This is a genomic window from Geodermatophilus sp. SYSU D00700 (assembly GCF_054050255.1).
Window position 1 is genome coordinate 1 of sequence record NZ_JBJGZA010000007.1, and the last position, 19,766, is coordinate 19,766.

Sequence of the window (19,766 nt, forward strand, 5' to 3'; positions counted from 1 at the left end):
CTGACCCTGCGGGTGGACGCGCGCAAGCCGCCGGCCAAGGGCGAGGTGGTGCACGTGGCCATCCGCCCCGGCGAGGCGCACGTGTTCTCCCCGGAGTCGGGCAAGCGCGTCTCCCAGGACGAGCGCTGACCTCCCGGCACTGAGATCCCGACAGGGCCCCCGGACCACCGGTCCGGGGGCCCTGTCGCGTCGGTCCGCCCGAGCAGGTCCCGCCGGGACGTGACCGCCGCTACAGTCCGCGCCGTGGTCCTCGCCGCCGCCCTGCTCGTGCTCGCGGGCCTGGGGCTGTTCGTCCTCGGCGTGACGACCGCCGAGAACGCCTGGTACTGGACCTGCGTGGCCGCCTGCGGCCTGGCCGCGGCGCTGCTCGTCGTCGCCCGGCTCCGCACCCCGGCCGACGACGCCGTCCCCGCCCCGCCGGCCCCGGAGCAGGAGCCGACGCGGTCCGGCCGCGGATCGGCCCGGCCCGCCGCGCCCGAGCCGGCCCGGCCCGCCGCCGGCGGGTCGACCTCTGCGGAGGACGCCGACGAGGCGGCGGCGGACCGCGCGGGGGACCCCGCCGGGCCGGGGGCCCGCCCGCGGCCCCGGCCGGCCGGGGACCCCGCCGCGCCGGAGGCCCCGGCGAGGGCGCACGGCCGGTTCCGGGGGAGGGCCGCCGGGGCGGGGCCGGCCGAACCGCCGGAGGAGGACGAGGAGGTCACCGACCTGCTGCTGGTCGTCGACCTCGACGACGAGGTGCTCGTCGTCGACGAGCACCCCCGCTACCACCTCGCCGACTGCTCCTCGCTGGCCGGCGGGCAGACCGTCCGGCTGCCGGTGCGCGAGGCGCGCGCCGAGGGGTTCACCCCGTGCGCCCGGTGCGGTCCGGACGCGCACCTGGCGCACCGCGAGCGCGGCCGCCGCGCCGCGCGCCGCGACTGACCCCGCGCGGGCGGCCCGCTACTCCGCCCGCGCCAGCCAGAACCGCGAGCCCGACGGCCCCTCGACCCCGGGCCCCTCGCCGGCCGCCCCGGCGTGCACCCCCGTCGCGAGGACCTCGCCGGCCACCTGCGCGCCGTGCTCGGTCAGCGCCTCGGCCATCGGGCCCTCCGCGGTCCACCACAGCTCGATGCGGTCGCTGACCGACAGGCCCGCGTTCTTGCGCGCCTCCTGCACCAGCCGCACCGCCTCGCGGACCATGCCGGCCCGCTCCAGCTCCGGCGTCATCGTCAGGTCCAGCGCCACCGTGAGCCCGCCTGCGCTGGCCACCGTCCAGCCCTCGCGCGGGGTCTCGGTGACCACGAGGTCGCCGTCCTCGAGCGGCACGGCCTGCCCGTCGACGTCCACCGTCGCGGTCCCGGCCCGGTAGGCGGCCACCAGTGCCGCGGGGTCGGCGGCGGCGACGGCCTTCGCCACCGCCTGCACCTGCCCGCCCAGCCGCCGGCCGACGGCGCGGAAGTCGACCTTGACGCGGACGTCGACCAGGTCGCCGCCCACCGCCGACAGCTCGGCGAGCTCGGCCACGTTGAGCTCGTCGGCCACCTCGGCCACCAGGTCGCGGGCCAGCGACCCCCAGCCGGGGGCGGCGACCAGCGCGCGGGCCAGCGGCTGGCGGGTGCGCACCTTCGCCGAGGTGCGCGCCGCGCGGCCGAGCTCCACCAGCCGGCGGACCAGGTCGACCTGCGCGACCAGCTGCGGGTCGCGGGCGTCCTCGTCGACGGCCGGCCAGGAGGCCAGGTGCACCGAGTCGGGAGCGCCGTCGCCCAGCCCCGGGCGGACGACCCGCGCCCACACCTCCTCGGTGACGAACGGGGTGAACGGCGCCATGAGCCGGGTCAGCCCGTCCACGACCTCGTGCAGCGTGCACAGCGCCGCGGGGTCGCCGTCCCAGAACCGGCGGCGCGAGCGGCGCACGTACCAGTTGGACAGGTCGTCGACGAACTGCCCGATCAGCCGGCCCGCGCCCTGGGTGTCGAAGGACTCCAGCGCGTCGGTGACCCCCTCGGTGACCGCGGCCAGCTGGGCCAGCGCCCAGCGGTCGAGCAGCGGCCGCTGCTCGCGCGGCGGGGCGGCGGCCCCGTCCGCGCCCGGCCCGGCCCACCCGTTGGTCTCGGCGTAGAGGGTGAGGAAGCTGGCGGTGTTCCAGTAGGTCAGCAGGACCTTGCGGACCACCTCGGACAGCGTCTCGTGACCGACCCGGCGGGCCGCCCACGGCGAGCCGCCGGCCAGCATGAACCAGCGGACGGCGTCGGCGCCGTGCCGGTCCATCAGCGGGATCGGCTCGAGGATGTTGCCCAGGTGCTTGCTCATCTTGCGGCCGTCCTCGGCGAGGATGTGGCCCAGGCACAGCACGTTCTCGTACGAGCTCCGCCCGAACACCAGCGTGCCCACGGCCATGAGCGTGTAGAACCAGCCGCGGGTCTGGTCGATGGCCTCGGCGATGAACTGCGCCGGGTAGGCGGCCTCGAACTCGGCCCGGTTGCGGTGCGGCGCCCCCCACTGGGCGAAGGGCATCGACCCCGAGTCGTACCAGGCGTCGATGACCTGCCGGACCCGCCGGTAGGTGCCCTCCTCGCCGGGGCGGGTGAAGGTCACCTCGTCGATGAAGGGCCGGTGCGGGTCGAGGTCGGAGAGGTCCCGGCCGGTGAGCTCCGAGAGCTCGGCCAGCGAGCCGACGGCGACCATCCGGCTCGGGTCGGCGTCGTTCCGCCAGATCGGCAGCGGGGTGCCCCAGTACCGGTCCCGGGACAGCGCCCAGTCGACGTTGTTGTTCAGCCAGTCGCCGTAGCGGCCCCACTGGATGGTCTCGGGGTGCCAGTGGGTCTTCTCGTTCTCGGCGAGCAGCTGGTCCTTGATCGCGCTGGTGCGGATGTACCAGGACGGCTGCGCGTAGTACATGAGCGGCGTGTGGCAGCGCCAGCAGTGCGGGTAGCTGTGCTCGTAGCTCTGCTCGCGCCAGAGCAGGCCGCGCCGCTGCAGGTCGACGACGAGGGCGTCGTCGGCGGCCTTGAAGAACCGGCCGCCCACCAGCGGGACCTCGGGCAGGAAGTGCCCCGAGGCGTCGATCGGGCTGACCACCGGCAGGCCGTAGACCCGGGAGACGGCGAGGTCGTCAGCGCCGAACGCGGGGGACTGGTGCACCAGCCCGGTGCCGTCGTCGGTGGTGACGTAGTCGGCGAGGACGACGAAGTGGGTGTCCTCGCCCTCGGGGAAGTCGACCAGCTCGAACGGGCGCCGGTAGTGCACCCGCTCCCAGTCGCGGCCGGTCGTGCGGGCCAGCACCTCGACGTCCTCGCCCAGCGCCGCGGTCACCAGCGGCTCGGCGACGACGAGGACGGCGTCGTCCTTGCGGGCCACCACGTACGTGACGTCGGGGTGGACGGCGACGGCGGTGTTGCTCGGCAGCGTCCACGGCGTCGTCGTCCAGACCAGTAGGTCGGCCTTCCCGGCCCACTCGCCGTCGGTGACCGGCAGCCGGACGTACACCGACGGGTCGGTGATCGACTCGTAGCCCTGGGCGACCTCGTGGTCGGAGAGCCCCGTGCCGCACCGCGGGCAGTAGGGCGACACCCGGTGGTCCTCGACGAGCAGGCCCTTCTCGAACACCTGCTTGAGCGACCACCAGACGCTCTCGACGTAGGCGGGGTCCATCGTCCAGTAGGCCGTGGACATGTCCACCCAGTAGCCCATCCGGCGGGTGAGCTCGGTGAAGTCGGCGACGTGGCGCTCGACCGACTCGCGGCAGCGGGCGTTGAACTCCGCGACGCCGTAGCGCTCGATGTCGGGCTTGCCGGCGAAGCCGAGCTCCTGCTCGACGGCGATCTCGACCGGCAGGCCGTGGCAGTCCCAGCCGGCCCGGCGGGGCACGTGCCAGCCCTGCATCGTCTTGAACCGGGGGAAGACGTCCTTGAACGCCCGCGCCTCGATGTGGTGGGTGCCGGGACGGCCGTTCGCCGTCGGCGGGCCCTCGTAGAAGACCCACTGCGGCCGGCCCGCCGTGGCCTCCAGCGACCGGGCGAAGACGTCGGCGTCCTCCCAGCGGCGCAGCACGTCCCGCTCGAGCGCGGGCAGGTCGACCTGGGGTGGCAGCGCGCGGAAGGGAGAGCTCACGCGCGCCATTGTCCCCGAGCCGTCGAGCGCGTCCCGGTGCCGGGGCGGCGGGCGCGGCACGCGCGTACGGGAGACTGCGCCCATGGGGTGCGGGCGGTGAACGAGGCGGTCACCGCCGCCCTCGCCATCGGGGCGGTCGTCGTGCTCGTGGCCGCGGTGGCGCTGCGCCTCGCCGACCGGCTCGGCCTGCCCAGCCTGCTGCTCTACCTGGCGCTGGGCGTGGCGCTCGGGGAGAGCGGCCTGGGCATCGAGTTCGAGGACGCCGAGCTGACCCTCACCCTCGGTTTCGCCGCCCTGGTCGTCATCCTCGCCGAGGGCGGGCTGACGACGCGGTGGTCCGACGTGCGCCGGGCCATCGGGCCCGGCGTCACGCTGGCGACCGTCGGGGTCGTGGTCAGCGTCGGTGCGACGGCCGGGATCGTCGTCTGGTTGCTGGGGTTCGACTGGCCCTTCGCGCTGCTGCTCGCCGCGGTGATCAGCTCGACGGACGCGGCCGCGGTCTTCGCCACGCTCCGCCGGCTGCCGCTGCCGCGCCGGCTGGCGGCGTCGCTCGAGGCGGAGAGCGGCCTGAACGACGCGCCCGTCATCCTCCTCGTGACCATCCTCGCCGAGTACCTCGCCGGGGAGGTCAGCGAGGCCTGGTGGGTGGCGACGCTGATCGTGGCGGGGGAGCTCGCCGGCGGTGCGGTCGTCGGCGTCGGCGTCGGCTTCGGCGGGGCGGCCCTGCTGCGCCGCGTGGCGCTGCCGGTGGCCGGGTTCTACCCGCTGGCGACGCTCGCGCTGTGCGTGCTGGCCTACGCCTCGGGCGTGCTGCTGCACACGTCCGGGTTCGTCGCGGTGTACCTGTGCGGCGTCGTGCTCGGGAACGCCGCGCTGCCGCACCGGACGGCCAGCGTGGGGTTCGCCGAGGGCATGGCCTCGCTGGCGCAGATCGGCCTGTTCGTGATGCTCGGCCTGCTGGTCTCGCCGTCCCGGCTGCCCGAGGCACTGGTGCCCGCCCTCGTGGCAGGGTCCGCGCTGCTGCTGGTCGGCCGACCGGTCTCGGTGCTGGCCAGCCTGGTCTGGTTCCGCTTCCCGTGGGCCCAGCAGGCGTTCATCTCGTGGGCGGGGCTGCGCGGCGCCGTGCCGATCGTCGTGGCCACCATCCCGCTCACCGTGGGGGCACCCGGGGCGCCGCTGGTCTTCGACACCGTGTTCGTGCTCGTCGTCGTCTTCACCCTCGTCCAGGGCTGGTCGCTGCCGTGGGTGGCCCGCCGGCTGGGCATCGCCGCGCCGATCGCCCCCCGCGACGTCGAGGTGGAGTCGGCCCCGCTGGAGGAGCTCGACGCCGAGCTCATGCAGCTGCGGGTGCCCGAGGGGTCCCGGCTGCACGGCGTCTACCTGCCCGAGCTGCGGCTCCCCGACGACGCCGCGGTGGTGCTCATCGTCCGCGACGGCCGCTCGTTCGTCCCCGACGGCCACACCCGGCTCATGCGCGGCGACCAGGCGCTGCTGGTCTCGGCCCGCCGCTCCCGGCCGGAGGCCGAGCGCCGGCTGCGGGCGGTGAGCCGGGCGGGCCGGCTGGCGTCCTGGCGCGGCGAGCAGGGCGGGGCCACGGAGGCCGACTGAGGGACGCCGGGCACTTCCGCGGACGTGCACGCGGACGGTCAGCCGGTGAGCTCCAGGGTCTGCATCGTCTCCGCGCGGACGCGGGCCAGCAGCGCCGGGTCGGCGGACAGCTCGCGGCCGTAGGAGGGGATCGCCGCCTCCAGCGCCGCGCGGTTCGCCGCGACCCGGTCGGGGAAGGCCCGCTCGACCAGGGTGAGCATCGCCGAGACCGCCGTCGAGGCGCCGGGGGAGGCACCCAGCAGGCCGGCGATCGAGCCGTCGGAGCCGACGATCAGCTCGGTGCCGAACTGCAGCACCCCCCGACCGGTCGCCGGGTCGCGCTTGATCACCTGCACCCGCTGCCCGGCGGTGATCATGTCCCAGTCGGCCTGCTCGGCCAGCGGGACGAACTCCGTGAGCGTGCGGTGCCGGGCGCTGCGCGACTGCAGCAGCTCGCCGACCAGGTACCTCGTCAGCGCCAGCTCGGTCCGGGCCACACCGAGCATGGACCCGAGGTTGTTCGGCTTGACCGACAGCGGCAGGTCGAACACCGACCCGGCCTTGAGGAACTTCGGCGACCAGCCGGCGTAGGGGCCGAACAGCAGCGAGTACTCGCCGTCGACCAGCCGCAGGTCCAGGTGCGGCACCGACATCGGCGGCGCGCCGACCGCGGCCTGGCCGTAGACCTTGGCCTGGTGCTTGGTGACCAGCTCCGGCGAGCGGGTCCGCAGGAACATGCCGCTGACCGGGAACCCGCCGAAGCCGCGGATCTCGGGGATGCCGGCCTCCTGCAGCAGCGGCAGCGCGCCACCGCCGGCGCCGACGAACACGAAGCGGGTGCGCACCCAGCGCTCCTCGCCGGTCCGCCGGTCGGTGACGGTCACCTTCCAGCGCCCGTCGTCGAGCCGGTCGAGGCCGGTGACCCGCTGGCCGGTGTGCACCTGCACCCCGCGGTCCTCGGCCTGGGTCAACAGCAGCCGGGTCAGCGCGCCGAAGTTCACGTCGGTGCCGGCGGCCGAGCGGGTCGCGGCGACCACCTGCGCGGGGTCGCGGCCGTCCATCACCAGCGGGACCCAGTCGGCCAGCTCGGCGGGGGAGTCGGTGTACTCGAGCCCGGCGAACAGCGGCTCGGCCGACAGCGCCGCGTGGCGGGCGCGCATGTAGGCGCGGCCCTGCTCGCCGGTCACGAAGCCGACGTGCGGGACGGGGGAGATGAACTCCTTGGGCGAGCCGGTCAGCCCGGTCCGCACGAGGTGCGACCAGAACTGCCGCGACACCTGGAACTGCTCGTTGATGGTGCGGGCCTTGGCCGTGTCGACCCGGCCGTCGGGCCCGGCGGGGGTGTAGTTCAGCTCGCAGAGCGCCGCGTGCCCGGTCCCGGCGTTGTTCCACGCGTCCGAGCTCTCCCCGGCGACCTCGGGCGCGGACTCGAAGACGGTGACGGTCCACTCCGGCGCGATGACATCGAGCAGCGACGCGAGGGTCGCGCTCATGACGCCTCCGCCGACGAGGACCACATCGGGGTCGGTGGCTGAACCGAGGTCGGTGGACACGACTGCCTTCCTGCCGGGGGACGTGCGCCACCTCCGACGATCGGCCGAACGGAGCGTGAACACGCACTCGGCGGGGTGTGAGATTCGTCTAACCCCGCCGTCGCAAGCCTCCCGCGGTGGTCCCGGGCGCCCCGACGGCGCCGCGCGGCGGGCCGGAGGGGACGCCGGCCGCGGCTACCCTCGCGGGGTCGGACCACCGCCCGCCCCGCCCGAGGAGCACCCGCTGAACGACCTGCCCGAGGACGCCGCGCCCGCTCCGCCGCCGGCCCGCCGGCCGCGCACGCGGCTGCTGCTGGTCCTCGCGGCGCTGGTCCTGCTCGCCGACCTGGCCACCAAGCTGCTCGTCGTCGCCACGATCGACCGCGGGGAGAACATCCGCCTGCTCGGCGGGCTGGTCTACCTCACCCACGCCCGCAACACCGGCGCCGCGTTCTCCTTCGCCGAGGGCTTCACGGTGGTCTTCACCCTGATCGCCGTCGCGGTGGCCGTGGTGATCGTGCGGACGGCGCGGCGGCTGTTCTCCACCGGCTGGGCGGTGGCGCTGGGCCTGGTGCTCGGCGGCGCGGTGGGCAACCTCGTCGACCGGGTGTTCCGCGACCCCGGGTTCCTGCGCGGCGGCGTCGTCGACTTCGTGTCGGTGTTCGCGCCCGACGGCGAGGTCTACCCGGTCTTCAACGTCGCCGACTCGGCGATCGTCTGCGGCGGCGTGCTCGGTGCCTGGCTCGCGCTGCGCGGCGTCGAGTTCGACGGCACCCGCGGCCGGGACGACTCCGGCACCGACGCCGTCTCCCGCGGCTGACCCCGCTCACCTGGCACGATGGACCAGTGAGCTCGCCCGGCCTGCACCGCGCGCTGCCGGTGCCCGACGGGCTGGAGGGCCAGCGCGTCGACCAGGGCCTCGCCCGCCTCTTCGGGCTCTCGCGCGCCGTCGCCGCCGACCTCGCCGACGCCGAGCGGGTGTGGGTCGACGGCCGGGTCCGCGGCAAGGGCGACCGGCTCACCGGCGGCAGCTGGCTGGAGGTCGAGCTGCCCCCGCCGCCCGGCGAGGCCCCCGCGCCCGAGCCCGTCCCCGGGCTCACCGTCGTCCACGACGACGACGACGTCGTGGTGGTCGACAAGCCGGTCGGCGTCGCCGCGCACCCGAGCCCCGGCTGGGAGGGCCCGACCGTCGTCGGCGGGCTGGCCGCGGCCGGCTACCGGATCTCCACCTCCGGGGCGCCGGAGCGGCAGGGCGTGGTCCACCGGCTCGACGCGGCGACGACGGGGCTGATGGTGGTCGCCAAGAGCGAGCGGGCCTACACGCTGCTCAAGGCGGCGTTCAGGGAGCGCACCGTCGACAAGGGCTACCACGCGCTCGTGCAGGGACACCCCGACCCCTCGCGCGGCACCATCGACGCGCCCATCGACCGCCACCCGCGGCACGACTGGAAGTTCGCCGTGGTCAGTGGCGGGCGGCCCTCGGTCACCCACTACGAGGTGGTCGAGGCGTTCCCGGCCGCCAGCCTGGTCGACGTCCACCTCGAGACCGGACGCACCCACCAGATCCGGGTGCACTTCTCCGCGCTGCGCCACCCCTGCGTCGGGGACACGACCTACGGCGCGGACCCGACGCTGGCCGCGCGGCTGGGCGTGTCCCGCCAGTGGCTGCACGCGGTCCGGCTGGGCTTCGCGCACCCGGCCGACGGCCACTGGGTCGAGTTCGCCAGCGACTACCCGGCCGACCTCGCCGGCGCCCTGGCGATCCTGCGCGCCGAGTCCTGAGGCGGCGGCGCCCGCACCGTGACCGACCTGCCCGCCTCCCTCGCCGCGTTCGGCCCCGCCGCGCTGTCGGCCGTCGTCGTCGCGGTGTACCTGGTGGTCGGCGAGCCGCTGGTCGGGCAGGTGCTGCACCGGCGCTTCGAGGGCCGGCTGCGCACCGACCCGGCGGCGCGGCGCTCGTTCTACCTGCGGCTGCTGGTCCTGGAGTGGGGCCTCGCGGTGCTCGCCCTCGTCGTCTGGCTGGCCGCCCCGGGGGTGGACGCCGCCGCCGTCGGCCTGGCCTGGCCCACCGGGCTGCCCGGCCCGGTGACCGCGACGGCGACCGTGCTGGTGCTGCTCGCCTCGCTGCTCTCGGTGCGCGCGCTGCGCTCGGGCGCACTGGCCCGCACGGCGCCGCCGCGGCCGGGTGGGGGCCGGCACGCCGAGCCCACGGCGCACGCGACGCTGGCCCTGCTGCCGCGGTCGCCGGCCGAGCGGCGGCTGTTCTCGGTGGTCGGCGTGACCGCCGGCGTGTGCGAGGAGTGGCTCTACCGCGGGTTCTTCCTCGCCGTCGTCGCCGCGGTCGGCGGGGACCTGCCGCAGCCGGTGCTGGTCGCCGTCGGCGCGGTCGCGTTCGGCCTGGCGCACGCCTACCAGGGCGTGCCCGGCATCGTGCTCACCGGCGTCCTCGGCGGGCTGTTCGCCGCCCTGTACCTCGAGACCGGCTCGCTGCTGCTGCCGGTGCTCCTGCACGCCGTGGTCGACCTGCGCTTCCTGCTGGTGCCGGCCTCGGCGCTGCCCGGCGCGCTGCCGGGGTCACCGCCCGGGCCGTTGCCCGGGCCGCCGCCGGCGTCACGGCCCGGGTCGTGGCCGGCCGGGGGAGCGCTCGCGTGACCGGCGGCCCGGTCGCGACGGTGGCGACGGCGGCCGACTGGCCCGAGGTCGTCGCGCTGCGGACCCGCGTGTTCGTCGAGGAGCAGGGCGTGCCGCCCGAGGTCGAGCAGGACGCCGCCGACGCCACCGCCGTCCACGCGGTCGCCCGCGACCCCGGCGGGCGGGTGGTGGCCACCGGCCGGCTGCTCGAGCGCGACGGGCGGGCGCTGGTCGGCCGGATGGCGGTCGACGCGGCCGCCCGCGGCGGCGGGTACGGGGCCGCGGTGCTGGCCGAGCTGCACCGTCAGGCGCTCGCCCGCGGGCTGACCGAGGTGGAGCTGCACGCCCAGGTCACCGCCCGCGGGTTCTACGAGCGGGCCGGCTACACCGCGGTGGGCGGCGAGTACCTGGAGGCCGGCATCGCGCACGTCACGATGCGCCGCCGACTGTGACGGGGTCGTCCTGCCGCGCCGGGACACGTCCTGTCAGACCCTCGGCGTAGACAGTTCCCGGTGCGAGGATCGCAGGCGCCGGCCCGGGCCCGCGTCCCGACGTCCTCCGCGACTCGCACCGCACCGCCCGGTCTTCCCCGCCGGTCGCCCGCCGGAGCACCCGACGGCCGGGCCAGCACGACCCGTGAGGAGCGCCGCACCACCGTGAGCAGCCCAGACCGCCGAGCCGCGGGCAGCGACTCGTTCGTGCACCTGCACGTCCACACCGAGTACTCGATGCTCGACGGGGCGGCCAAGCTGCCCGAGGTCACGAAGGCCGCCGCCGAGTACGGCATGCCCGCGCTGGCGATGACCGACCACGGCAACGTGTTCGGCGCCTACGACTTCTACAAGCAGGCCACGGCCGCCGGCGTGAAGCCGATCATCGGCATGGAGGGCTACTACACGCCCGGCTCCCGGTTCGACCGCGCGCCCTTCGACTTCGGCGACAACCTCATCGACGAGGACGGCGAGGGCGGGTCCTCCCGCGGCAAGGCCGCCTACACGCACATGACGCTGCTGGCCCGCACCACCGAGGGGATGCACAACCTCTTCCGCATCTCCTCGCTGGCCAGCCTCGAGGGGCAGTACCGCAAGCCGCGCTTCGACCGCGACCTGCTCGAGCGCTACGGGAAGGGCCTCATCGCGACGACGGGCTGCCCGTCGGGCGAGGTCAACATGTGGCTGCGCGCGGGCAAGTACGACCGCGCCCGGCAGGCCGCGGCCGACTTCCAGGACATCTTCGGCAAGGAGAACTTCTACGCCGAGCTGATGGACCACGGCCTGTCCATCGAGCAGAAGACCCGCCCGCAGCTGATGCAGATGTCGCAGGAGCTCGGCATCCCGCTGCTGGCCACCAACGACCTGCACTACACGCACAAGGAGGACGCCGAGGCCCACGACGCCCTGCTGTGCATCCAGACCGGGTCGCGGCTCAACGAGACCAACCGCTTCAAGTTCAACGGCGACGGCTACTACCTCAAGAGCGCCGCCGAGATGCGGGCGCTGTTCACCGGTGACCTCGCCGCGGCGTGCGACAACACGCTGCTGGTCGCCGAGCAGTGCGAGGTCACCTTCACCGAGGGCGCCGACCTCATGCCGCGGTTCCCCCTGCCGCCGGGGGAGGACGAGACCTCCTGGTTCGTCAAGGAGGTCGAGCGGGGCCTGCACAAGCGCTACCCGAACGGCATCCCCGACCACGTGCGCAAGCAGGCCGACTACGAGGTCGGGATCATCACCCAGATGGGCTTCCCGGGGTACTTCCTCGTGGTCGCCGACTTCATCAACTGGGCCAAGGACAACGGCATCCGCGTCGGTCCCGGCCGCGGCTCGGCGGCGGGCTCGCTGGCCGCCTACGCCATGGGCATCACCGACCTCGACCCGCTGCAGCACGGGCTGATCTTCGAGCGCTTCCTCAACCCCGAGCGCGTGTCCATGCCCGACGTCGACATCGACTTCGACGACCGCCGGCGCGGCGAGGTCATCCAGTACGTCTCGCGGAAGTACGGCGAGGAGCGGGTCAGCCAGATCGTCACCTACGGCACCATCAAGGCCAAGGCCGCGATCAAGGACGCCGCGCGGGTGCTCGACCGCCCCTACTCGGTCGGCGACGAGCTGACCAAGCTCATGCCCCCGGACGTCATGGGCAAGGGCATCCCGCTGTCGGGCGTCTTCGACCCGGCCCACCCCCGGTACAAGGAGGCGGCGGAGTTCCGCGCCCGGTACGAGTCCGACCCGGGCGCGGCCGAGGTGGTCGACCAGGCGCGCAAGCTCGAGGGCCTCAAGCGGCAGTGGGGCGTGCACGCGGCCGGCGTCATCATCGGCCGCTACCCGCTGATCGACTCGATCCCGATCATGCGCCGGGAGAACGACGGCGCGATCATCACGCAGTTCGACTACCCGACCTGCGAGACGCTCGGGCTGCTGAAGATGGACTTCCTGGGCCTGCGCAACCTCACGGTCATCGACGACGCGCTGCGCAACATCGTCGCGAACGGCAAGGAGCCGATCGACCTCGACGAGATCAGCCAGGACCTCACCGACAAGGCCACCTACGACCTGCTGGCCCGCGGTGACACCCTCGGCGTCTTCCAGTTCGACGGCGGGCCGATGCGCTCGCTGCTGCGCCTCATGCGGCCGGACAACTTCGAGGACATCTCCGCCGTCGGCGCGCTCTACCGGCCCGGCCCGATGGGTGCGAACTCGCACACCAACTACGCGCTGCGCAAGAACGGCCAGCAGGAGATCACGCCGATCCACCCCGAGCTGGCCGAGCCGCTCGAGGAGATCCTGGGCGGCACCTACGGCCTGATCGTGTACCAGGAGCAGGTCATGGCGATCGCGCAGAAGGTCGCCGGGTACTCCCTCGGCAAGGCCGACCTGCTGCGCCGCGCCATGGGCAAGAAGAAGAAGTCGGTCCTCGACGCGGAGTTCGTCGGGTTCGAGGCCGGCATGAAGGAGCGCGGCTACTCCGACGCGGCGATCAAGACGCTGTGGGACATCCTCGTCCCCTTCGCCGACTACGCGTTCAACAAGGCGCACTCGGCCGCCTACGGCCTGGTCTCGTACTGGACCGCCTACCTCAAGGCCAACTACCCGGCCGAGTACATGGCCGGCCTGCTCACCAGCGTCGGCGACGACAAGGACCGCCGCCCCGTCTACCTGGCCGAGTGCCGGCGGATGGGCATCAAGGTGCTCCCGCCCGACGTCAACGAGTCCTCCTGGGACTTCACCGCCGTCGGCACCGACATCCGCTTCGGGCTCGCCTCGGTTCGCAACGTCGGCCACAACGTCGTCGAGTCGATCGTCCGGGCGCGCGAGGAGAAGGGCGCCTTCAAGGACTTCGCCGACTTCATGCGCAAGATCGACACCGTCGCCTGCAACAAGAAGGTGATCGAGTCGCTGGCCAAGTCCGGCGCGTTCGACTCGATGGGCCACTCCCGCCAGGGCATCGCCGCAATCCACGCCCAGGCCGTCGACGCCGCGATGGCCCTGAAGCGCAAGGAGGCCGAGGGGCAGTTCGACCTGTTCGGCAGCTTCGGCGCCGACGCCGGCGACGACGACCCCTTCGGCGGGGCGCTCGACATCGCCGTCCCGACGGCGGACTGGTCGAAGTCCGAGCGGCTGGTCTTCGAGCGCGACATGCTCGGCCTCTACGTCTCCGACCACCCGCTGCACGGCGTCGAGCACGTCCTCGCGGCCAACGCCGACACCCCGATCGCCGAGATCAACGCCGGCGGCGTGGAGGACGGCGCCAACGTCACCATCGCCGGCATCCTCACCTCGGTCGCCCCGCGGACGAACAAGCAGGGCGCGCCCTGGGCCATCGCGACGCTGGAGGACCTCGAGTCCGGCATCGAGGTGCTGTTCTTCCCGAAGACGTGGGCGGAGGTCTCGGAGAAGGTCGTCCGCGACCAGATCGTCGTGGTCAAGGGCCGGATCAGCCGGCGCGACGACCAGCCCTCGCTGTTCGGCTCCGAGGTGACCATCCCCGAGCTCACCGAGGGCCCGCGCGGGCCGGTGCTGGTGTCGATGGCCGCTGCCCGCTGCACCCCGCCGGTGGTCGAGCGGCTGCGGGAGGTGCTCGGCAGCCACCCGGGCACCACCGAGGTCCACCTCAAGCTGGTCAACGGCGGCCGGGAGACCGTGCTGCGGCTCGACCAGGGGCTGCGGGTGCGGCCGAGCACCGCGCTCATGGGCGACATCAAGGCACTGCTCGGGCCCACCAGCGTCGCGCTGCTGTGAGCCCCGCGGGCAGCGCCCCTGACGGCGGGCAGCCCGGGGCGCGGGGTTCACTGGGAGCCGTGAGCAGCCCCGCCCCGGTCCCCGACGGCCCCCTGCCCGGCCCGGCGGCGGTGCCGGCGACCGTGCCGTCGGTCGTCGGCCGGCCGGCCCGGTCGCTGGCCGGGCAGGTCCTGGCCGAGGTCCGCACCGACCTGCGGGCCGCGACCGCCTGGGGGTGCCTGATCGCGCTGTGCGGGCTGCCCGCCGGCCTGCTGTGGGTGTGGCTGGCCCCGCGCGGCCGCTTCGAGGTGGTCGAGGGCGGCGCGGTCCCGGTCGGCCGCCCGTCGGCGGAGCTGCTGGTGGCCGGCGACTCCGTCCTGGTCCTCGTGCTGGCCGGGCTGGGTCTGCTGGCCGGCGGGCTGGCCTGGGCGATGCGCCGGCGGCGGGGGGTGGCGGTCCTGGTGGCCACCGCCCTGGGTGCCGCCGTCGCCGGGCTGCTCGCCTGGCAGCTGGGCGAGCTGCTCGCGCCCGGCCCGACGGCGGAGCAGCTCGCCGACGTCGGCACCCGGGTCACGTCGGGCCTGCGGCTGTCCTCGCCACCGGCCCTGGCGGTCGGCCCGTTCGCCGCGCTGGCCGTCTACGTCGTCGCCGCGCTGTTCTCCTCCAGGGACGACCTGGGCCGCGGGTGACGTGCTCGAACGGCCATCCCCCAGGGGCCCGCGCCGAGCGGAGCGAGGCGTGGGGGGAGAGGTGGTCCTTCGTCAGTTCAGGCTCAGCGACCCGGCGAACTGCGTCGGCGGCGCCGGCACCGCGCCGACGGTCTCGAGCAGGGTCAGCTCCCGGCGCAGCATCCGGATCTCGGCGGCCAGCCGACGCCGGGTCGCCGACTCCGCGAGCAGCGCCTGCCGGTCCTCGGTGGTCAGCAGCGCCGCCGAGGCGACCAGGTAGGACAGCGCCCGCGGGTCACCGGCCACCGCCTCCAGCAGGGCCGCGGCGCCGGTCGGGTCCTCACCGGCGTCGGCGAGGTCCGCGGCCTGCTCCACCTCGTCGGTGTCCAGACCCGCCTGCAGCCCGGCGACCGCGGTGACGTACCGGGTGAACAGCCCGCCCACGCCGCGCTCGAGCAGGGCCAGCGACCCGCGCGCCACCTCGGCGGCCAGGCCCTCGTCGACCCTTCCGTCCGGCGCCGCGCCCGCGCCGGCCGGCGGGTCGGCGACCGCCTCCTGGTCGCCCGCCGCCTCCTCAGCGGCCTCCTCGTCGGCCAGCCACTCGACCTCGGCCCGCAGGTAGGGCGGGTCGTCCCCGGCGGCGTCCCCGTCCCCGTCGTCCCCGGCCCGGCCGCCGACGACGACGTCGAGCAGCCGGAACCGCTCACCGCCCACGGTGACGACGGCGAAGGTGCCGTCGGGCTGCGGCCGGACCGCCTGCACCAGCGCCGTGCAGCCGACGTCGAACAGCGCCTCGGCCGGCGCCACCCGCTCGACCTCCCAGCCCTGGCGGATCGCGACCACCCCGAAGCGCCGCTCCGCTCCCTCCGGCATGGCCAGCAGGTCGCGCACCAGCGCCCGGTACCGCGGCTCGAACACCTGCAGCGGCAGCACGATGCCGGGGAACAGCGGCGTCCCCAGCGGGAAGAGCGGGATGAGGTCGCCCACGCCGGGAGCCTACGGGCGGCGGGTGCCCCGGGCGCTCCCGACGGGCGCCTGCCCGGTCACTACCCTGGGGGGTCGACCCCCCCCGCGCCGCACTCCCGGAGGCCGCCCGTGCTCGCCCGCATCGACCTGCGCGGATCCGCGCTCCCCGGGGTCCGCGACCTGGCCGGCCTGCTGCCGCGGGCGGCCACCGACATCGACTCGGTCCTGGCCACCGTGCGGCCGCTGTGCGAGGACGTCCGCGTCCGCGGCGCCCAGGCCGTCCGCGAGATCACCGCCCGCCTCGACGGCGTCGACGCCGAGGACTTCACCGTCCCGCCGGAGGCCATCCGCGCCGCCCTCGACGGCCTGGCCCCCGACGTGCGGGCCGCGCTCGAGGAGTCCATCGCCCGGGTCCGGAAGGTGCACGCCGACCAGGCGCGCACCGACGTCACCACCCAGGTGGTGCGCGGCGGCACGGTCACCGAGCGGTGGGTGCCGGTGCGCCGCGTCGGCCTGTACGTGCCCGGCGGGCTGGCGCCGCTGCTCTCCAGCGTGGTGATGAACGTCGTCCCCGCGCAGATCGCCGGCGTCGAGTCGATCGCCGTCGCCTCCCCGCCGCAGCGCGACCACGGCGGCCTGCCCGACCCCGGAGTGCTGGCCGCGTGCGCACTGCTCGGCGTCACCGAGGTGCACGCCGTCGGCGGCGCGCAGGCCATCGCCGTCTTCGGCTACGGCGCGGGCGCCTGCGAGCCGGTGGACATGGTCACCGGGCCGGGCAACGTCTACGTCACCGCTGCCAAGCGGCTGCTGCGCGGGCTGATCGGCATCGACTCCGAGGCCGGCCCCACCGAGGTCGCCATCCTCGCCGACGACACCGCCGACCCCGTGCACGTCGCCGCCGACCTGATCAGCCAGGCCGAGCACGACCCGCTCGCCGGCGCGGTCCTGGTCACCACGAGCGAGGAGCTCGCCGACGCCGTCCTCGACCTGGTCCCCGGGCAGGTCGCGGCCACCAAGCACTCCGAGCGGATCCTCACCGCCCTCGGCGGCAGCCAGTCCGGGATCGTGCTGGTCGACGACGTCGACGCCGGCCTCGCGGTGGTCGACGCCTACGCCGCCGAGCACCTGGAGATCCAGACCCGGGACGCCCGCGAGGTCGCGCTGCGGGTGCGCAACGCCGGCGCGGTGTTCGTCGGCGCCTGGTCGCCGGTGTCCCTGGGCGACTACATCGCCGGCTCCAACCACGTGCTGCCCACCGGCGGCTGCGCCCGGCACAGCAGCGGCCTGTCGGTGCAGTCGTTCCTGCGCGGCATCCACGTGGTCGAGTACGACGAGCAGGCCCTCGCCGAGGTGGCCGGGCACGTCGACGCGCTCGCCCACGCCGAGGACCTGCCCGCACACGCGGCCGCCGTCCGGGTGCGGCAGCAGCCGTGACCTCCCTCGACGAGCTCCCGCTGCGGCCGGAGCTGCGCGGCCGCACGCCCTACGGCGCCCCGCAGCTGCAGGTCACCCACCGGCTCAACACCAACGAGAACCCGCACCCGCTGCCGGCCGAGCTGCTCGCCACGCTCGGCGAGGCGCTCGGGCACGCTGCGGTCGACCTCAACCGCTACCCCGACCGGGACGCCGTCGCCCTGCGCGCCGACCTCGCCGCCTACCTGAGCCGCGGCGGGGAGCGCATCGAGCCGGCGCAGGTCTGGGCCGCCAACGGCTCCAACGAGGTCCTCCAGCAGCTGCTGCAGGCCTTCGGCGGTGCCGGCCGGACGGCGCTGGGCTTCACCCCGTCCTACTCGATGCACCCGATCATCGCGGCCGGCACCGGGACGGCGTGGGTCGACGGGCACCGCCGCGAGGACTTCACCATCGACGCCGCGCAGGCCGCCGCGCAGGTGCGCGAGGTCGGTCCCGACGTCGTCTTCGTGACCAGCCCGAACAACCCGACCGGCACCGCCGTCGCGCTGGAGACGATCGCGGAGCTCCACGACGCCACCGAGGGCATGGTCGTGGTCGACGAGGCCTACGCCGAGTTCGCCCGCACCGGCACCCCGTCGGCGCTGAGCCTGCTGCCGGGCCGGCCGCGGCTGGTGGTCAGCCGCACGATGAGCAAGGCGTTCGGCATGGCCGGCCTGCGGCTGGGCTACCTGGCCGCCGACCCCGCCGTCGTCGACGCGCTGCAGCTGGTCCGGCTGCCCTACCACCTGTCCTCGCTGACGCAGGCCGCCGCGCGGGCCGCGCTGGCGCACACCGACGCGCTGCTGGCCACCGTCGACGCGGTCAAGGACCAGCGCGACCGGATCGTGGCCACGCTGCCGTCCCTGGGCCTGACCAGCGTCCCCAGCGACGCCAACTTCGTCCTGTTCGGCCGGTTCGCCGACGCCGCGGCCGCCTGGAAGGCACTGCTCGAGCACGACGTCCTCGTCCGCGACGTCGGCATCCCCGGCTGGCTGCGGGTCACCGCCGGCACGCCCGCCGAGACCGACGCCTTCCTCACCGCGCTGGGTGAGGTCGCCCCCGACCACCGCCTGGGAGACTGAGACCCATGAGCCGTACCGCCCGCGTGGAGCGCACCACCAGCGAGACCAAGCTGGTCGTCGAGCTCGACCTCGACGGCACCGGGAAGAGCTCGATCAGCACCGGCGTCGGCTTCTACGACCACATGCTCACCGCGCTGTCCAAGCACAGCGGCATCGACCTGACCGTCCAGGCCGACGGCGACCTGCACATCGACGCCCACCACACCGTCGAGGACGTCGCCATCGCGCTCGGCCAGGCCTTCGGCGAGGCGCTGGGGGACAAGAAGGGCATCACCCGCTACGGCGACGCCACGGTGCCGATGGACGAGGTGCTCGTGCAGGCCGCCGTCGACCTGTCCGGCCGGCCGTACTTCGTGCACGCCGAGCCCGAGACCATGACGCCGATGATCGGGCCGGACTACCCGACGTCGCTGACCAAGCACGTGCTCGAGTCGTTCGCCTTCAACGCGCGGATCACCCTGCACGTGCGGGTGCTCTACGCCGGCCGCGACGCCCACCACATCGTCGAGGGCCAGTTCAAGGCGCTGGCCCGGGCGCTGCGCACCGCCGTCGCCCTCGACCCGCGGGTCGCCGACGTCCCCTCCACCAAGGGCGCGCTCTAGGTGACCTCCGGCGTCGTCCTCGTCGTCTTCGGCGGCTTCCTGCTCGGCGGGGCGTGGAGCATCTGGCGGGCCGACCACGACACCAAGGGACGCACCGGTCCGCAGGTCTTCTTCGCCGTCGTGCTGCTGGTGGCGGCGCTCCTGGCGACCGTCTCGGGGATCCTGCGGTTGATCTGAGGCTCCTCGGGCGAGATCGAGGCCGCCCGCAGGCAGGCGGTGTGGCCCGAGCTCACCGTGCTGCCGTGGGACGCGAGCCCGCCGCGGTGACCGCACCGGCCGCGATCGCGGCCGGCACCCGACGGCCCCGCGTGGCGTTGCGCACCGCAGCCGCCACCAGCCCCCACACGACGGCGGCCGGGTAGCCCCGCGACGACGGGATGCCGCGGGTGACCGCCGAGGCGATCGCGGCGGCGGCGCCGGTCATGGCCACGCCCCCAGGCGTCGGCGGCGCAGGGGCCGGGCCGGACCCCCTCGGCCAGCAGCACCTCGGTGGGCGCGGCCACGGATGCCAGCGTCAGCCAGCCGGCGAACAGGCCCAGCGGCACGCGCACCGTCCAGCGGTCGGTGGGGCGCGCGGGCCCGCCGCCGGCCCGGGCGTGGGCGAGCGCCGCCGCGGCCATCGTGGCGGCCAACACGGGGACCTGCTGCCGCGGCCGCAGCCGCACCCAGGTGCCCGCCAGCGCGTAGGCCGCCGCGGCGGGCCAGCCGGTCCGGCGCAGCAGCGGGTCCCGGCGGCGGGAGGGGCGGGCGGTCTCGGCGGCGTAGGCCAGGGAGCCGGCGTAGACGGGGAACCAGATCCCGAAGGCCCAGTCCGCCGGCAGCACCCGGCTGTCGCTCTCCTCGGCGTCGCCGTAGTCCCCGGTCGCCCCGCTCACCAGACCGCCCAGGACCCCGGCGACCACGGCGGCCCGGCGCAGGTCGTCGCTGTCCACGCCCGGGCAAC

15 protein-coding genes are annotated in these 19,766 nt (G+C 75.0%); 11 read left to right on the plus strand and 4 right to left on the minus strand.

The genetic code is table 11. The annotated features are described in order from the left end of the window. Positions 1 to 219: 219 nt before the first annotated feature. The gene (locus ACI79V_RS07545; protein ID WP_456887988.1) at positions 220 to 921 is read left to right on the plus strand and encodes a hypothetical protein; all 702 of its coding nucleotides are present in this window, start codon (positions 220 to 222) and stop codon (positions 919 to 921) included. 18 nt (positions 922 to 939) lie between these two features. On the opposite strand, the gene ileS is transcribed toward ACI79V_RS07545, so the two are convergent. Further along, positions 940 to 4,098 (minus strand): isoleucine--tRNA ligase, encoded by a 3,159-nt coding sequence (gene ileS, locus ACI79V_RS07550; protein WP_456888278.1) that lies wholly within the window; start codon positions 4,096 to 4,098, stop codon positions 940 to 942. Positions 4,099 to 4,185: 87 nt separating this feature from the next. On the opposite strand from ileS, the gene ACI79V_RS07555 reads away from it, so the two are divergent. Beyond that, positions 4,186 to 5,697: a potassium/proton antiporter gene (locus tag ACI79V_RS07555; RefSeq protein ID WP_456887990.1), complete on the plus strand. Its 1,512-nt coding sequence runs from the start codon at positions 4,186 to 4,188 to the stop codon at positions 5,695 to 5,697. 38 nt (positions 5,698 to 5,735) lie between these two features. Here the strand turns inward: ACI79V_RS07555 and mqo are convergent, their stop codons facing one another. After that, complete coding sequence (mqo, locus tag ACI79V_RS07560) at positions 5,736 to 7,169, minus strand: malate dehydrogenase (quinone) (protein WP_456887991.1); 1,434 nt, start codon at positions 7,167 to 7,169, stop codon at positions 5,736 to 5,738. A 115-nt stretch (positions 7,170 to 7,284) separates the two neighbouring features. On the opposite strand from mqo, the gene lspA reads away from it, so the two are divergent. From lspA to ACI79V_RS07590, 6 genes are all read left to right on the plus strand, one after another. Next, positions 7,285 to 8,028 (plus strand): signal peptidase II, encoded by a 744-nt coding sequence (gene lspA / locus ACI79V_RS07565; RefSeq protein WP_456887993.1) that lies wholly within the window; start codon positions 7,285 to 7,287, stop codon positions 8,026 to 8,028. Positions 8,029 to 8,054: 26 nt separating this feature from the next. Next, the gene (locus ACI79V_RS07570) at positions 8,055 to 8,990 is read left to right on the plus strand and encodes an RluA family pseudouridine synthase (protein WP_456887995.1); all 936 of its coding nucleotides are present in this window, start codon (positions 8,055 to 8,057) and stop codon (positions 8,988 to 8,990) included. 18 nt (positions 8,991 to 9,008) lie between these two features. Beyond that, positions 9,009 to 9,860 (plus strand): CPBP family intramembrane glutamic endopeptidase, encoded by an 852-nt coding sequence (locus tag ACI79V_RS07575; RefSeq protein WP_456887997.1) that lies wholly within the window; start codon positions 9,009 to 9,011, stop codon positions 9,858 to 9,860. After that, complete coding sequence (locus ACI79V_RS07580) at positions 9,857 to 10,291, plus strand: GNAT family N-acetyltransferase (protein ID WP_456887998.1); 435 nt, start codon at positions 9,857 to 9,859, stop codon at positions 10,289 to 10,291. The genes ACI79V_RS07575 and ACI79V_RS07580 overlap by 4 nt, the downstream gene beginning before the upstream one ends. A 204-nt stretch (positions 10,292 to 10,495) precedes the next feature. Then, complete coding sequence (gene dnaE / locus ACI79V_RS07585) at positions 10,496 to 14,074, plus strand: DNA polymerase III subunit alpha (RefSeq protein WP_456888000.1); 3,579 nt, start codon at positions 10,496 to 10,498, stop codon at positions 14,072 to 14,074. A gap of 59 nt (positions 14,075 to 14,133) precedes the next feature. Beyond that, the gene (locus ACI79V_RS07590; RefSeq protein WP_456888001.1) at positions 14,134 to 14,742 is read left to right on the plus strand and encodes a hypothetical protein; all 609 of its coding nucleotides are present in this window, start codon (positions 14,134 to 14,136) and stop codon (positions 14,740 to 14,742) included. 72 nt (positions 14,743 to 14,814) lie between these two features. Here ACI79V_RS07590 and ACI79V_RS07595 read toward each other — a convergent pair whose 3' ends face one another. Further along, the gene (locus ACI79V_RS07595) at positions 14,815 to 15,708 is read right to left on the minus strand and encodes an LON peptidase substrate-binding domain-containing protein (RefSeq protein WP_456888003.1); all 894 of its coding nucleotides are present in this window, start codon (positions 15,706 to 15,708) and stop codon (positions 14,815 to 14,817) included. A gap of 108 nt (positions 15,709 to 15,816) precedes the next feature. Here ACI79V_RS07595 and hisD point away from each other — a divergent pair, with 108 nt between their 5' ends. Genes hisD through hisB form a run of 3 tightly spaced genes read left to right on the plus strand, consistent with a single transcriptional unit; the run spans position 15,817 to position 18,823 of the window. Next, positions 15,817 to 17,121, plus strand: a complete 1,305-nt coding sequence (gene hisD, locus ACI79V_RS07600) for a histidinol dehydrogenase (protein ID WP_456888005.1) — start codon at positions 15,817 to 15,819, stop codon at positions 17,119 to 17,121. Then, a complete protein-coding gene (locus ACI79V_RS07605) occupies positions 17,118 to 18,221 on the plus strand; it encodes a histidinol-phosphate transaminase (protein ID WP_456888006.1) in 1,104 nt (367 codons plus the stop codon). The genes hisD and ACI79V_RS07605 overlap by 4 nt, the downstream gene beginning before the upstream one ends. A gap of 5 nt (positions 18,222 to 18,226) precedes the next feature. Further along, positions 18,227 to 18,823: an imidazoleglycerol-phosphate dehydratase HisB gene (hisB, locus tag ACI79V_RS07610; protein WP_456888008.1), complete on the plus strand. Its 597-nt coding sequence runs from the start codon at positions 18,227 to 18,229 to the stop codon at positions 18,821 to 18,823. On the opposite strand, the gene ACI79V_RS07615 is transcribed toward hisB, so the two are convergent. Then, complete coding sequence (locus ACI79V_RS07615; protein ID WP_456888010.1) at positions 18,820 to 19,755, minus strand: hypothetical protein; 936 nt, start codon at positions 19,753 to 19,755, stop codon at positions 18,820 to 18,822. The two genes, hisB and ACI79V_RS07615, sit on opposite strands and share 4 nt — an antisense overlap. Positions 19,756 to 19,766: the final 11 nt, after the last annotated feature.

What these genes read in the sequence shown, in the direction of transcription:
- ileS (WP_456888278.1), bottom strand. Translation starts at nt 4,098, where the DNA reads ATGGCGCGCGTGAGCTCTCCCTTCCGCGCGCTGCCACCCCAGGTCGAC.
- mqo (WP_456887991.1), bottom strand. Translation starts at nt 7,169, where the DNA reads ATGAGCGCGACCCTCGCGTCGCTGCTCGATGTCATCGCGCCGGAGTGG.
- hisB (WP_456888008.1), top strand. Translation starts at nt 18,227, where the DNA reads ATGAGCCGTACCGCCCGCGTGGAGCGCACCACCAGCGAGACCAAGCTG.